The organism is Paucibacter sp. PLA-PC-4 (assembly GCF_026241155.1).
GTDB lineage: Bacteria > Pseudomonadota > Gammaproteobacteria > Burkholderiales > Burkholderiaceae_C > Roseateles_E.
The window spans coordinates 216,429-229,031 of sequence record NZ_JAPFGP010000009.1; the positions used below are offsets into that span (position 1 = coordinate 216,429).

Sequence of the window (12,603 nt, forward strand, 5' to 3'; positions counted from 1 at the left end):
GGAAGCGAAGCATGAAAGCTCGCACGGACGGGACGGCCTTTGACAGGCCACCGCACGAACCCGCCAGTCGGCAGCAGACGCAGCTGGGCAAGGCCGCGAGCGGTCCTCGACAGCTGCAGCAAGGTCAGCAGATCGCCCAACTGATGCAGGCAACCCCGGCGCCCAACAAGACGGGCCTGCCCGACCATCTCCGGAGCGGCATCGAGGCGCTGTCTGGCATGGACATGTCCGCAGTGCGCGTGCATCGAAACTCAGACAAGCCGGCATCGCTGCAGGCCCATGCCTATGCGCAGGGCTCAGAGATTCATCTGGGGCCTGGGCAGGAGAAGCACTTGCCGCATGAAGCCTGGCATGTGGTGCAGCAGGCACAGGGGCGGGTGAGGCCGACGAAGCAGTACACGGGCGTCGCACTGAACGTCGATGAAGGACTGGAGAGAGAGGCGGATCGGATGGGTGCCAGGGCGAAAGGTGGGCCAGCAGGCGCCGCCCAGCTGGCCCCGCAGGCTGCTCCCGCTGACTCGACGGCCACCTCAGCTCTCGTGGGAACAAAGCCCTTCCGCTCCCCCCCACAACAGCCGGTCGCGCAGCTGAAACTGAAGAAATTCACGTCGGACAGTGCGCCTGAAAAAATAGATGCTCAGGATAAAGAGCTTTGGCTGGCCATGAGAAAGGCGCTGCAGGCCTACGAAGTCACGTCGGAACTGAACTTCAATGCGCTGGCCGCCGCCCTCGAACAAATATGGCTGGCTGCCAAGGCGATCGATAACCATTTCGATGACGAAGATTTCGACGCTCTGCCGGAGGAACGGACCGCTCTGTACGACTGGGCTGCAGCGGGACGCACGGAAACCACCCGGGAGATGAAGCAAATCATCGCGCATCTGCCGATCCTCAACCCTTCGACGCTCGGTCATTTCAAGGGGGGCAAGATCGCCGAGTTCATCGGCGAGCTCATGGAGGACGAACCCGAGATTCCCGGGACCGTCAGCGGTGAAATCAATGGCCAAATCCAAGACATAACAATCGCCTACGAGAATGCACAGGGACGCGCGTTTATGCCCGGACAGCCCCCCAAGGTTGAAGATGTGCGGCAGGGCCTGCTGGGCGATTGCTGGCTGTTGGCTCCCCTGATTTCCCTGGTCAATATGGCGCAGGGCCGAGAACGTATCCGGCAAATGATCCAGCCCAATGACGGGATAGCCGATGTATACACCGTCACCTTGTACCGACCCGACGGTGACGACGGTTTAGAGCCCTACCCGATCCAGGTTCCGGCGCGGTTTCCCGCCCGACAGGACGATGCCCAGGCCAGTCGGTTCATCTTTTCGTCCGCGGGGCGCCTGGTACCAAGCGGCGCAGAGACGCAAACCGCCCCCCTCTGGCCCGCTCTGGTAGAAAAGGCATTCGCCAAACACCTTGAGAAAGGATACGCCGGCCTGACCGGCAACACCGGCGGAGCCACGGCGACCTTCGAAACCATACTTGGCCACGCCGCGCCTACCGATCAACCTCGGGCAGGTCATTTGATGGACAAGGAAAACTTGATCCGGTGCGTGGCGCAGGGCAAGCTGGTGGTTGTCTCCACGGGAACCCATTACTGGAGCGTCCTGCAGGCTGACGCGAATACCTGCACGCTGCGCAACCCCCATGGTTTCACAGAGCAGGACACCTCGTGGGAATCGATGAAGAAATACAAGACCTTTGCAGTCCATGACCTGAACAAAGGTACGGACTGAATGCCAGGTTTCCGATGACAGCTGATCCACGAATACTGAGGCGCAACGCGAAGCGCATGGAAGCTCGCTGATGTCCAACCGCACCACGGCACAACGGGACGCCATCAAGACGAACCTGCCGGAACGACACGCCCATCGCGGCGCGGCAGCCGGACGATTCGACCAAAGCCCCCGTCAGCTGGACCAGCGCCAGCAGCTCGCGAGTTTGCAGCTGCGCGAAGACACGCCGGTTCAATGCGTCAGGGTGCAATGGGGTAATCGGGAGATCAATACGCGCGAACTCACACGTGAAGCCCTGCAATCATTGCTGTCCGAGGTTCAATGGCGTGAGCGAGGCACAGACGTCCAGCTGGCATTAGCCCAGGCGCTAGAGGATGCCGACTACAGCCTTCCGATCGATGACCGAGACCTTGGCCGAGGCGTCAACGATCAGATGGACTCGCTCAACCAAAGCGGCGATGTGGCCTCGGGCGTCTGGTACGAACATGCCTATCAGCAGCAGTTTCCGCACGCGTGGCGTCCCGAATTCGAAGGCGGCCATGCGCCCGGCGTTTTCGCGAGGACCGCGCCGATGGACTGGACGCTGCAAGCCGCCCACAGCGCTTCCGCCGCGCTGCAGGCCTGGCTCGCAGGCCTGACGATCGCCGAGTGCGCCTCGGCTTTGGTCGCCCTGCACCTGGACGCACTGCGCCGCCAACTCGGCGACGTACGCTTCGACGCCTGCTTCGGCTCGGCCGACGCCCAAGCCGTACCCGAATGCCAGCGCCTGCGCATCAACTGCAATCACGGCGACTGCATCCCTGCGGCACTGCTGAAGGGCGCCGGCACCACGCCGCAGGGCGCACCGGTGCTAGTGCTCGGTGCCAAGTACTACTTCAAGAACCACGACCACTACCAGCATCGCCACCCCGATGGCGCCTTCAGCGGCGAGAACGCCGTCTATCTGGGCAACGATCCCCAGAGAGGCGCAATGTGGACCGGCTTCGGCGTAGGCCATGTCAGCACCCTAGAGATGTTCCAGACTCTGCTGAGCAGCTACAACGCGGCTCGCACGGAGCGCGATTACCGCTCGATCCTTATCGGCTCGGGCATCGCCCGGCAGACGATCGAATCGGAGCACACAAAGGGTCACAGCTACTCCGCGCTCTACGCGGCCTGGCACGATGCAATCCATCCGGCCTTCATCAATGCCGAGGCACAGCTGGATCTGCAGCAGTTGATGGCCGGCGCTCAGGGCGCACGCGTGGACGGACAAGGCATCTTGCTCGATCTTCGGGCGGTCGAGCGGCTCAAGTATTCGTGAGACACCAAGCTCTCGCTCAAGCGCAGCCTCAGCGCTTTGCGTAACGTCCGATCGCGGCGAGCCCCTCGCGCTCGAGCAGTTTCTCGAGCCCCGGCAGCATCTCCCCGAGCCGATCCTCGACGACGGCGCGCACGGTATCGACAATCACCTGCGTCTGCCGCTCGATCTCAATGTTCAAACCTGACCCCACCTCTTTGTCGCCGAAGGTGGTCATGCGCAGCGTCTCCGGGATTAGCCAGACTTCAAACCAGCCGGCGCCGCCGGGTTCGCGGTGGGCTTCGGCGACGGTCAGGCTGGCGCCGTTGATCGCGATATAGCCCTTGGCGAAGATGTAGCGCATCCAGGGCGCTGGCACAGCAATGCGCAGCACATGGTTGTTCTCGGGCCGACGGATCTCGGCCACCGTGGCCATGAAGTCCACATGCCCGGACAGGGGATGGCCGCCGATCTCGGCGCCGTCTCGTGCGGCGCGCTCGACATTGATGCGGCTGCCCTGGCGCAGGCCGGCCAGCGTGGTCAGGTTCAGGCTTTGCTGCATCACATCGAAGTCGGCCCGGGTATCGCCCTGCAGCGCGGTGACGGTCAGGCAGACGCCGTCGCTGGCGACGCTGGCGCCGATCTCCAGGCCATGGCAGAAGCCAGGCGGGAAATCAAGCGAGAAGCTGCGCAGGCCGGGCTTGTCGGTGATGGCGGCGACTTCGGCGATGCCTTGAACAATGCCGGTGAACATATCAGTGCGTCGCTTTCAAAGATGGCGCGAGAAAGTCTCGGCCGAGAAGCCGACCGTCAGGCGGCCATCGTCCCATTCGATGATCGGGCGCTTGATGACGCTGGGCTGGGCCTGCAGCAGCGCGGCCGCGCCGGCGGCGTCCGCCGCAGCGGCCTTGGCCGCCTCGTCGAGCTTGCGCCAGGTGGTGCCAGCACGGTTGAGCACACGCTCCCAGCCCAGCTCCTTGAGCCAGCGCTGCAGCTGCTCGGGCGGCACGCCGGCGCGCTTGTAGTCGTGGAAGTGGTAGCTCAGCCCCTGATCGTCCAGCCAGGCGCGGGCGCGCTTCATCGTGTCGCAGTTGGGAATGCCGTAAACAGTAATCATGGGGCGGGAAGTTACCATGAAGCCATGATCGATTGGCTCGACGAGGCTTCTCTCGACTTTCCGCCCTCCTCCCGTGCGCTCGGCCACGACTCGGACGCACCGGGTCTGCTGGCCGCCGGCGGCGACCTGAGCCCGGCGCGGCTGACGGCGGCCTATGCGCGCGGCATCTTCCCCTGGTACGGGCCGGACCAGCCCATCCTGTGGTGGGCGCCGGACCCGCGCATGGTGTTGCAGACGCAGCACTTTCGCCTGACCCGTTCGCTGCGCAAGACGATCGCCCGCTTCATCCGCACGACGGGCTGCGAGATCCGCGTCGACAGCGCAACGCCGGCCGTGCTGCGCGCCTGCGCCGAGGCCCCCCGCGAGGGTCAGAACGGCACCTGGATACTGCCCGAGATGCAGGCCGCCTATGCGCGCTGGGCCGCGCAAGGCGCGGTGCACAGCATCGAGACCTGGATCGACGGCGAGCTGGTCGGCGGGCTCTACGGCGTCAACCTGGGCCGCATGTTCTTCGGCGAATCGATGTTCATGCGCGCCACCGATGCCTCCAAGATCGCGCTGGCGGCCCTGGTCTGCCTATGCCGTGAGCACGGCATCCCCTGGATCGACTGCCAGCAGAACACCCGGCACTTGGCCTCGATGGGGGCGGCCGAGGTGGCCCGGCCGGCGTTCGAAGCCCATCTGCGGCAGTTTGTTGGGCAGTCCTCCCCACAATCTTGGGCCTTCCGGCCTGCGCTATGGGACTGGCTGCAGGCAGAATCGGCCCCAGTCTCGACCACCCTCAAGCCCGCCACGTGACCCATCCCAAAGAGCTACCGCTGTCGCAGCTGCAGTTCTACGCCACAGCGCCCTACCCCTGCAGCTATCTGCCGGACCGCCAGGCGCGTTCCCAGGTGGCCACACCCAGTCATCTGATCCACGCCGACGCCTACTCCGGTCTGGTTGAGGCGGGCTTCCGGCGCAGCGGTCTGTTCACCTACCGGCCCTATTGCGACGGCTGCAAGTCCTGCGTGCCGATGCGAATCCCGGTGTCGGCCTTCCAGCCCTCGCGCAGCCAGCGGCGCGCCTGGAAGCAGCATGGCGATCTGAGCGTGCAAGTGATGCGCCTGGGCTTCAGCGAAGAGCACTACCAGCTCTATCTGCGCTACCAGGCCGGCCGCCATTCGGGTGGCGGCATGGACCACGACAGCATCGACCAGTACACCCAGTTCCTGCTGCAAAGCCGCATCAACTCGCGCCTGGTCGAGTTCCGTGCGCCGGCCGCACCAGGCGAGGAGGAAGGGGCGCTGAAGATGGTGTCCATCCTCGATGTGCTCAGCGATGGGCTGTCGGCCGTCTACACCTTCTACGAGCCGGATGAGGCCGCCAGCTACGGCAGTTACAACGTGCTGTGGCAGATCGCGCAGGCCCGTGAGCTGGGCCTGGCTCATCTCTACCTCGGCTACTGGATCGCCGAGAGCCAGAAGATGGCTTACAAGGCCCGCTTTCGTCCGCACGAGCTTCTTCGCGACGGCCAGTGGCAGATCGCCGAGGTCTGATGTCGGCCTCGCCATTTTGGCGAAATGCGCACAACTGGCTTCTTTTCGGTATTTCAGTTCGCCGAAAATTTCATACCAATTAAGGATTGACTACGATCTCTGCATTCGGCCGCCCGCGAATCTTGAGGTCAGCGACAAGGTCTGACATGACGCTTCCCGAAAGCACGCCAGCAGTCTAATGCCGCACCAGCCCGAGCCGCTGCAGCACCTCCTCGGCAATGGCCAGGCAGCTGGTCAGGCCGGGAGACTCGATGCCAAGCAGATTGACAAGGCCGGGCACGCCGTGGCGCTCTGGGCCGTCGATGCGGAAGTCCGGCGCCGGCTCGCCCGGGCCATGGATCTTGGGCCGCACGCCGCTATAGGCCGGGGCCAGCGCGCCGTCCGGCAGTCCAGGCCAGTAGCGCCGCACATCGGCATAGAAGGCCTCGGCCCGGACTGGGTCGACCTGGTAGTCGATCTGGCTTGGATCGCTGACGTCGTGCAGCCACTGGGCATCCGGTCCGAAGCGAGCCTGGCCACCCAGGTCCAGGCTCAGGTGCACACCCAGCCAAGCGTCCTGCGGCAGCGGGTAGACCAGGCGGGAAAACGGGGCCTTGCCCTGCAGCGAGAAATAGTTGCCTTTGCTGAAATGCGCGGTCGGCACATCGGCGGTATTCAGACCCGCGGTCTGCGCGGCAAGCCAGGGTGCCGACAGGCCCGCTGCGTTGACGACGATGGGCGACAGCAGCTCCATCGCGGCGCCATCGTCGGTGCCAACCGTCAAGACCTGACCCTGGGGTGTGATTCGCAGCGACTGCACCGCCGAGGCCAGGCCGACCGCGCCGCCGGCGCGCTCCAGATCGCCCTGCAGCGCCAGCATCAGGCCATGGCTGTCGATGATGCCGGTCGACGGCGATAGCAGGGCCGCCTCACAGTGCAGCGCCGGCTCCAGGGCCTGGGCCTCCTCGCGCGCTAACCAGCGCAGATCGTCAACGCCGTTGCGCGCACCCTTAGCGGCCAATGCCCGCAGCCCTGCCACCTGCTCGGGCCCGGTGGCCACGACCAGCTTCCCGCAGCGGCGGTGAGCAATGCCATGGCTGTCGCACAATGCATAGAGCTGCTGCTTGCCGGCCACGCAGAGCCTGGCCTTCAGCGAGCCCTCGGCATAGTAGAGCCCGGCGTGGATGACCTCGCTATTTCTGGAGCTGACCCCTGTGCCGATCGCCGTCTCGCGCTCCAGCACCAGGGTTTCGAGTCCACTCATGGCCAGCGCACGACCCACGGCCAAGCCAACGACACCGGCCCCGACCACCACCGCATCGACCTTGTCCATCTTGCTATTCCTTGTGATCGCCGCGTTCAATAGCGTAGGCGATGACGGCCGCCGCATCGGGCGTGAAGCCGCTGAGCGAACCGGGTTCTAGGTCCAGGAACTCGGCCACCTCGCCGTCCTGGTTGACCGGCCGGAACTCGGCCGGCATGCGCAGGTTAAAGACATGCAGGACCTCGTCGTGCAGACCCTGGGCGGTCAGCCGCACCGTGCGCAAGGCGCCGCCGGGCCGCAGAGCGGCGGACAACGCCGCATCGACACCGGCCTCCTCCCACAGCTCCCGTCGCGCGCAGGCCAGCGGCTCCTCGCCGGCAGCCAGGCCGCCTGCGGCCAGGTTGTCCAGCAGGCCCGGGTCGGTTGGCTTGTTGAGTGCGCGCCGGCCGCACAGCATACGGCCGTCGGGCCGCCAGCCGTTGATGTGCACGGCCCGGCTCATCAGGCCGAAGTAGCGGAAGGCCGCACGCTCCATGCGGAACAGCTCAATGCCGCGCGCGCTGCAGGGGTCGGCCAGCGGCGTCTCGCAGGCAAAGGCCTCGCCGCGCCAGCCTTGGATCGCGCCCTGGGCCCGCAAGGCTTCGGCGGCGGCCTGCATTGCGGCGGACAGGTCCGCAGCACCTCTCCAGCACAGCGCCTGGTCGATCAGCCGGGCACCTGGCAGCAGCGGCAGCGCTCGCGCTGCCCGCTCGGGGCTGAGCCAGCCCAGCAACTGTTCGCCCAGCCGAAAGCGCAGCCAATCAGGCGGAACCTGCTCAAACATCAAGCCGCACCTGACCACTGGGCTCGCGCAAGCGCGTCTGCGCCAGCACACCGGCCGAGTCGAGGATGGGGTAGGCGATCGAGCAGATATGGCTGTTGATGCGCTTCAAATCGGTGATCAGGTCCAGATGCAGCGAGCTGGTGCCTATGCTCTGCATGGTGTTGTCCTGCAGGCGCGCGATATGGGTGGCCGCGTACTCGAGCTCGAGATCGCGAAAACGCGCCTTCTCCTCCAACAGCTTCTGCGCGTCGCGCACATGACCGTCAAGGAAGACGCTCATGCCCAGGCGAAGATTGGCCAGCAGGCGCTCGTGCATATGGGCGATCTCGGCCATGCCGGCCTCGGAGAAGTTACGGCCCTTCCTGATCTTCTTGTCCTCGATGTCCTCGAGGATGCGCTCTATCGTGTCGCCGATCTGCTCCATATTGATCGTGAACGAGACGATGTCGGTCCAGCGCCGCGCCTCGCGCTCGGACAGCGCCTCGCGCGATATCTGGGTCAGGTAGAACTTAATGGCCGAGTAGAGCTCGTCGACCGTATCATCGAGCCGGCGCAGCTCGCCGGACAGCTGGGTGTCGTCGTTCTTAATCACTGGCAGGATGCCGCGCAGCATGGTTTCGACCACATCGGCCTGGTGCAGTGCCTCGCGGGCCGCGCAGCTGATCGCCAGCGCCGGCGTGGCCAGGGCCATGGGGTCCAGATGGCGTGGCCGGCTCGACGCGGCCGGCGGCGGCGTCACCATGAAGCGTTCGAGCAGCTTCGCCATCGGCGTCACGAAGGCGATGAAGAGTAGCGCCATCAGAATGTTGAAGCCCAGGTGCAGCGCGATCACCTGCTGGTGCACCGTCGGCAGCCATTGTTGCAGCTCGACGTGGATCATCGGCAGCAAGGGCACGACCACCGCACAGGTCGCCAGCTTGAAGATCAGATTGCCCAGCGGCAGGCGGCGCGTCGAGACATTGGCCTTGGCGGTGGACAGTACGGCCAGCACGCCGCTGCCGACATTGGCCCCCATCACCAGGCCCATCGCCAACGTCGCCGGCACCATGCCGGACTCAGCCAGCGTCGCGGTCAGCAGCACGACGGCAAGGCTGGAATAGGACATCACGGTCAGCAAGGCGCCGACCAGGATCTCGAGCATGATCTCGTTGGGCAACGCAACAAGCAGCGCGCGCACTGCCGGGCTCTGAGTCAGCGGACCGGTGCTCGCCACGATCAGCTTCAGCGCCAGCGTGATGATGCCCAAGCCGATGGCCACCCGGCCGATGCGCCCAACCGTGGTCTTCTCTTGCGAGATGAACAGCACCACGCCGGTGAAGATCAGCGCGGGCGACAGCCAAGACAGGTCGAATGAGAACACCACGGCCATCAGCGCCGTGCCCATGTCGGCGCCCAGCATCACGGCCAGTGCCGAGGCGGTAGACACCAAGCCCTGGCCGACGAAGGAGGCGACGATCAGACATGTGGCCGTGCTCGACTGCACCAGCGTTGTCACGCCCAGACCGGCACTCATCGCAAAGAAGCGGTTGCTGACGCTGCGCGCCAGCACCTCGCGCAAATTGGCCCCGAAGATGCGCAGGACACCGGTGCGCACGATGTAGGTGCCCCAAACCAGCAGCGCGATGGCCGCCAACAGATTCAACAGATGCAACATAGGCGATTGATTCTGCTTGAAGCCTCAGCCGCTTCCCGGCACATGCTGTTGCATTGCGCACAAACTTTCAGATTTGGCAGCGCAATTCCAGCTTTGTTGCAAATGAGAATAATTACTGTTTAAATAAGCACCATCGCCAGCCCTCCAGCCAGCCCTGCGCAGCGCCGTGCCCGTCACGGCAGGACATGGATGGCCAATGCTGGTTCCCCCCGCCCCCCACTTGCCCGGTATCGCAGCCGCCCAATCGCGCTGGCGCGGCAAACAGCTGCTGGGCCTGCTGATCGTCGGCGCCGGCCTGACGCTGGGCGTGTTGCAGCTCTGGCTGGACCTGGCGCCGACCCCGGCGATGCAGATTGCACTTCGTGCCGGCGGCATGGCGGCGCTGGCCACCGCGCTAGGCGTGCTGCCGATGCTGTGCGCCCGCGCCCCCGGCCGGCGCAGCCATGATGCACTGCTGGGCTTCGGCGCCGGCGTGATGCTGGCAGCCTGCTGCTTCTCCCTGCTGGTGCCGGCCCTGGCCGCCGCCGCCCGCCTGGGCCACGGTAGCTGGGCCAGCGCGGCCGGCATCGGCGCGGCCCTGTTGGCTGGCGCAGCACTGATCATGGGCGTCGAGCGCCTGCTGCCGCACCAGCACTTCTTGGGCGACGCCGGCACAGCCGGTCGGAGCGACCCGCGCCGCGAGCGCGGCCTGTGGCTGTTCGTCATCGCCATCGTGTTGCACAACATCCCCGAGGGCCTGGCCATCGGCGTCGCGGCGGCCGGCAGCGACGCGGCACGCGCCACCGCGCTGGCCACCGGCATCGCGATCCAGGACGTGCCCGAGGGTCTGGTGGTGGCCCTGGCGCTGCAAAGCCTGGGTGCCGGCCGCTGGCTGGCAGCCGGCATCGGTGCAGCCTCTGGGCTGGTCGAGCCGCTGGCCGCCGTGGCCGGCGCCGCGCTGCTGAGCCTCAGTACGGCACTGCTGCCTTGGGGCCTGGCCTTCGCAGCCGGCTCGATGCTCTTCGTCGTCAGCCACAACGTCATCCCCGAGTCGCACCGCCAGGGCCATGAGCGCCATGCCACGACCGGCCTGCTGATCGGCTTCGTGCTGATGATGGTGCTCGACACCGCCCTGGGATAAGTCAAACAAGCCTCAACAATGAACCCACCCACTCCCAACACCTGGACCCAGCTGACATTGCAGGGCAACGAGCTGTTCGAGCGCGGCGAGCATCTGCGCGCCATCCTGGCCTACGAGCAGGCGCGCAGCCTGGCGCTGGCCTGCTTCAACGATTGGCCGGACGGCGAGGACGCGGTGGCCGCCGTGGTTGTCAGCACTTTGAACCTGGCCGAGGCCCAGGCCCGCGCCGGCGCGCTGGACGAGGCCGCCGAGCTGCTGGCCAGCGTTCACGCCAGTCTGCTGCGGGCCAGCCGCAACAGCGGCCTGCACGTCTCGCTGCGTGACGCGGCGACGCGACACCTGCGCGAGACCCAGGCCGCGCTGCTGCGCTTCGAGGCCCAGCACGGCGCCCATGCCGAGCTGCGACGCTGCCTTTGCCCGGACTGCTACGCCGAGCTGCATGTCAGCCCCTACAACGCCCGCACCCTGCATTGAGCCCACCACCTGCATGAGCGCTTCCAACCATATCGCCGACATCCAATCGATGGGCCTGAAGGCAACCGTGCCGCGCATCAAGATCCTGCGCATTTTCCAGCGTACCGCCCAGCGCCATCTGAGCGCCGAGGACGTCTACAAGTCCTTGCTGGCCGAAGGTGCCGACATCGGCCTGGCCACCGTCTACCGCGTGCTGATGCAGTTCGCCCAGGCCGGCCTGCTGTCGCGCCATCATTTCGAGCCGGGCAAGGCGGTGTTCGAGCTCGACGAGGGCGCTCACCACGACCATCTGGTCTGTTTGAACTGCGGCCGGGTCGAGGAATTCGTCGACGAGGAGATCGAACAGCGCCAGCGCGAGATCGCGCTGCGCCACGGCTTCGAGCTGCAGGACCATGCGCTGGCCCTGTATGGCTATTGCTCTGCCCCTCAGTGCCAGGGCACGGGACGCCAGCGGCTGCCTTGAGGGCTTGCCACCCAAGACAAGAGCGCCCGCCTCAGGGAAAGCCGTTTGCATCTTCGTCATGATGTGTTCTGCGCCGACATCCAGCACAGAGATGCACATTCGCAGGACAGCCCCGAACTAGCAAGCCGCGCACAGACTCCGCCAAGCCCCTCTGGTGCCTGTGCAAGCAGGCGCGCAGCGTCGAGACGGGTCTGATTCATGCCTTGAGCCCCCACAGTCCATCGGCCGAACAGGACACTCAGGGCCGGCCGCTACCCGTCGAAAGCGTGGCCGGGTCGAGTTTGGCCACCGGGCGCGGCGATGCCTCACCGCCAAGCTGCAGGCACAAACGCCAGGTCTTCACGCTCTTGAAGCGCTGAAGGAGATCACGCAATGCATCGACGGGCAGGCTGCAGGTGCTCTCGCCTGGGTCGACTTCGACAAGTCAGGCTGGACGCTAACCGCCCCTTCGACCGGGACGACGCAGAGCGCGGCATCGCGAGACTCGCCGCGCGCGGCCACCACATCGCTGCCACCCGCGTGGACGACAAAGGGCCTCAGCCGATCCTTGGCGACCTCGACTATCACCTCGCCAATGTCGAGCGTCGCTGACCTGCGAGCCTCGTCGAGCGCCAGGCGCGCCCTCGTCTCCGTATTTAGGGGCATGCGCGTGCCATCGGCGAGCAAGGCCTACTGCGCCCCTCCCACGCCGGCGCTGGACACGTCCACGGCCAGCCACCAATGCACGCCGTATGCCGAGGCCATGATCAACACAATCAGCAGCGCCAAAACCGGCCAGCGAAATCGTCGCCAGAAGCGCGCGCGCGCGATGGCCGCATTCATATCGCGTCTGGCCATTCCCGAAGAGATCTGCGCGGGCGTCAAGGACTGCACATCGGTCCAGACATCGGTACAGCGCTCAAACGCGTAGCCATGGGCCTCGGACTGCGACACCCATTCCCGAAACGCACGCTCCATCGCGGGCGACCGGTTTGGGCCATGCAAGCGGGCGATCCAGGTCGCTGCCTCGGCGGCCACTTTGCGAGTCACCACAGGCGGCGCGCGCCCGTCCGACTCGGGCCTGGCCGGCCTGTGCGCCTTATCCGCCTTGTCCGCCTTGTCCGGCTTGCTACTCCCCACCATGCTCAGCCCCCTTGCATCCGATGCGTTAGCACGA

At 65.8% G+C, this 12,603-nt stretch carries 15 protein-coding genes; 7 read left to right on the forward strand and 8 right to left on the reverse strand.

Annotated features, from left to right (window positions below; genetic code table 11):
* Nucleotides 1–11 precede the first annotated feature (11 nt).
* Together OOZ63_RS15850 and OOZ63_RS15855 are read left to right on the forward strand one after the other, a co-directional pair.
* On the forward strand, nucleotides 12–1,736 hold the full coding sequence (locus OOZ63_RS15850; protein ID WP_266006516.1) for an eCIS core domain-containing protein: 1,725 nt from the start codon (nucleotides 12–14) through the stop codon (nucleotides 1,734–1,736).
* A 70-nt stretch (nucleotides 1,737–1,806) separates the two neighbouring features.
* Complete coding sequence (locus OOZ63_RS15855) at nucleotides 1,807–3,039, forward strand: hypothetical protein (RefSeq protein ID WP_266006517.1); 1,233 nt, start codon at nucleotides 1,807–1,809, stop codon at nucleotides 3,037–3,039.
* A gap of 28 nt (nucleotides 3,040–3,067) precedes the next feature.
* Here OOZ63_RS15855 and OOZ63_RS15860 read toward each other — a convergent pair whose 3' ends face one another.
* Both OOZ63_RS15860 and OOZ63_RS15865 read right to left on the reverse strand, forming a co-directional pair.
* Complete coding sequence (locus OOZ63_RS15860; RefSeq protein WP_266006518.1) at nucleotides 3,068–3,769, reverse strand: riboflavin synthase subunit alpha; 702 nt, start codon at nucleotides 3,767–3,769, stop codon at nucleotides 3,068–3,070.
* 15 nt (nucleotides 3,770–3,784) lie between these two features.
* Complete coding sequence (locus OOZ63_RS15865; protein WP_266006519.1) at nucleotides 3,785–4,132, reverse strand: ArsC family reductase; 348 nt, start codon at nucleotides 4,130–4,132, stop codon at nucleotides 3,785–3,787.
* A gap of 24 nt (nucleotides 4,133–4,156) precedes the next feature.
* Between OOZ63_RS15865 and aat the strand changes: the two genes are divergently transcribed.
* Both aat and OOZ63_RS15875 read left to right on the forward strand, forming a co-directional pair.
* Nucleotides 4,157–4,930, forward strand: a complete 774-nt coding sequence (gene aat / locus OOZ63_RS15870; protein WP_266006520.1) for a leucyl/phenylalanyl-tRNA--protein transferase — start codon at nucleotides 4,157–4,159, stop codon at nucleotides 4,928–4,930.
* On the forward strand, nucleotides 4,927–5,670 hold the full coding sequence (locus OOZ63_RS15875; protein WP_266006521.1) for an arginyltransferase: 744 nt from the start codon (nucleotides 4,927–4,929) through the stop codon (nucleotides 5,668–5,670). Before aat ends, OOZ63_RS15875 begins: the two co-directional genes overlap by 4 nt.
* Before the next feature lie 175 nt (nucleotides 5,671–5,845).
* Here OOZ63_RS15875 and OOZ63_RS15880 read toward each other — a convergent pair whose 3' ends face one another.
* Genes OOZ63_RS15880 through OOZ63_RS15890 form a run of 3 tightly spaced genes read right to left on the reverse strand, consistent with a single transcriptional unit; the run spans nucleotide 5,846 to nucleotide 9,390 of the window.
* Entirely contained in the window at nucleotides 5,846–6,982 is a 1,137-nt protein-coding gene (locus OOZ63_RS15880; RefSeq protein ID WP_266006522.1) for an NAD(P)/FAD-dependent oxidoreductase, read from the reverse strand.
* A gap of 4 nt (nucleotides 6,983–6,986) precedes the next feature.
* Nucleotides 6,987–7,736 carry an NUDIX hydrolase gene (locus tag OOZ63_RS15885; RefSeq protein WP_266006523.1) on the reverse strand — a complete coding sequence of 250 codons (750 nt, stop codon included), beginning with the start codon at nucleotides 7,734–7,736 and terminating at the stop codon, nucleotides 6,987–6,989.
* Complete coding sequence (locus tag OOZ63_RS15890) at nucleotides 7,729–9,390, reverse strand: Na/Pi cotransporter family protein (protein ID WP_266006524.1); 1,662 nt, start codon at nucleotides 9,388–9,390, stop codon at nucleotides 7,729–7,731. Before OOZ63_RS15890 ends, OOZ63_RS15885 begins: the two co-directional genes overlap by 8 nt.
* Before the next feature lie 196 nt (nucleotides 9,391–9,586).
* On the opposite strand from OOZ63_RS15890, the gene OOZ63_RS15895 reads away from it, so the two are divergent.
* Genes OOZ63_RS15895 through fur form a run of 3 tightly spaced genes read left to right on the forward strand, consistent with a single transcriptional unit; the run spans nucleotide 9,587 to nucleotide 11,447 of the window.
* Nucleotides 9,587–10,510 carry a ZIP family metal transporter gene (locus OOZ63_RS15895; protein ID WP_266006525.1) on the forward strand — a complete coding sequence of 308 codons (924 nt, stop codon included), beginning with the start codon at nucleotides 9,587–9,589 and terminating at the stop codon, nucleotides 10,508–10,510.
* A gap of 18 nt (nucleotides 10,511–10,528) precedes the next feature.
* Nucleotides 10,529–10,984: a hypothetical protein gene (locus OOZ63_RS15900; RefSeq protein WP_266006526.1), complete on the forward strand. Its 456-nt coding sequence runs from the start codon at nucleotides 10,529–10,531 to the stop codon at nucleotides 10,982–10,984.
* Between the two features lie 13 nt (nucleotides 10,985–10,997).
* Nucleotides 10,998–11,447 (forward strand): ferric iron uptake transcriptional regulator, encoded by a 450-nt coding sequence (fur, locus tag OOZ63_RS15905; RefSeq protein ID WP_266006527.1) that lies wholly within the window; start codon nucleotides 10,998–11,000, stop codon nucleotides 11,445–11,447.
* A 238-nt stretch (nucleotides 11,448–11,685) separates the two neighbouring features.
* Here fur and OOZ63_RS15910 read toward each other — a convergent pair whose 3' ends face one another.
* From OOZ63_RS15910 to OOZ63_RS15915, 3 genes are read right to left on the reverse strand one after another with little or no spacing between them, the layout of a single operon-like run.
* Nucleotides 11,686–11,835: a type IV toxin-antitoxin system AbiEi family antitoxin domain-containing protein gene (locus OOZ63_RS15910; RefSeq protein WP_266006575.1), complete on the reverse strand. Its 150-nt coding sequence runs from the start codon at nucleotides 11,833–11,835 to the stop codon at nucleotides 11,686–11,688.
* Nucleotides 11,787–12,113, reverse strand: coding sequence for a FecR domain-containing protein (locus OOZ63_RS29215; RefSeq protein WP_416234738.1), 327 nt, complete (start codon nucleotides 12,111–12,113; stop codon nucleotides 11,787–11,789). Before OOZ63_RS29215 ends, OOZ63_RS15910 begins: the two co-directional genes overlap by 49 nt.
* A gap of 3 nt (nucleotides 12,114–12,116) precedes the next feature.
* A complete protein-coding gene (locus OOZ63_RS15915; RefSeq protein WP_266006528.1) occupies nucleotides 12,117–12,569 on the reverse strand; it encodes a FecR/PupR family sigma factor regulator in 453 nt (150 codons plus the stop codon).
* Nucleotides 12,570–12,603 lie beyond the last annotated feature (34 nt).

Coding starts and splice junctions, on each gene's coding strand:
- OOZ63_RS15850 (WP_266006516.1), top strand. CDS start 12: ATGAAAGCTCGCACGGACGGGACGGCCTTTGACAGGCCACCGCACGAA.
- OOZ63_RS15855 (WP_266006517.1), top strand. CDS start 1,807: ATGTCCAACCGCACCACGGCACAACGGGACGCCATCAAGACGAACCTG.
- OOZ63_RS15860 (WP_266006518.1), bottom strand. CDS start 3,769: ATGTTCACCGGCATTGTTCAAGGCATCGCCGAAGTCGCCGCCATCACC.
- OOZ63_RS15865 (WP_266006519.1), bottom strand. CDS start 4,132: ATGATTACTGTTTACGGCATTCCCAACTGCGACACGATGAAGCGCGCC.
- aat (WP_266006520.1), top strand. CDS start 4,157: ATGATCGATTGGCTCGACGAGGCTTCTCTCGACTTTCCGCCCTCCTCC.
- OOZ63_RS15880 (WP_266006522.1), bottom strand. CDS start 6,982: ATGGACAAGGTCGATGCGGTGGTGGTCGGGGCCGGTGTCGTTGGCTTG.
- OOZ63_RS15885 (WP_266006523.1), bottom strand. CDS start 7,736: ATGTTTGAGCAGGTTCCGCCTGATTGGCTGCGCTTTCGGCTGGGCGAA.
- OOZ63_RS15890 (WP_266006524.1), bottom strand. CDS start 9,390: ATGTTGCATCTGTTGAATCTGTTGGCGGCCATCGCGCTGCTGGTTTGG.
- OOZ63_RS15895 (WP_266006525.1), top strand. CDS start 9,587: ATGCTGGTTCCCCCCGCCCCCCACTTGCCCGGTATCGCAGCCGCCCAA.
- OOZ63_RS15900 (WP_266006526.1), top strand. CDS start 10,529: ATGAACCCACCCACTCCCAACACCTGGACCCAGCTGACATTGCAGGGC.
- fur (WP_266006527.1), top strand. CDS start 10,998: ATGAGCGCTTCCAACCATATCGCCGACATCCAATCGATGGGCCTGAAG.
- OOZ63_RS15915 (WP_266006528.1), bottom strand. CDS start 12,569: ATGGTGGGGAGTAGCAAGCCGGACAAGGCGGACAAGGCGGATAAGGCG.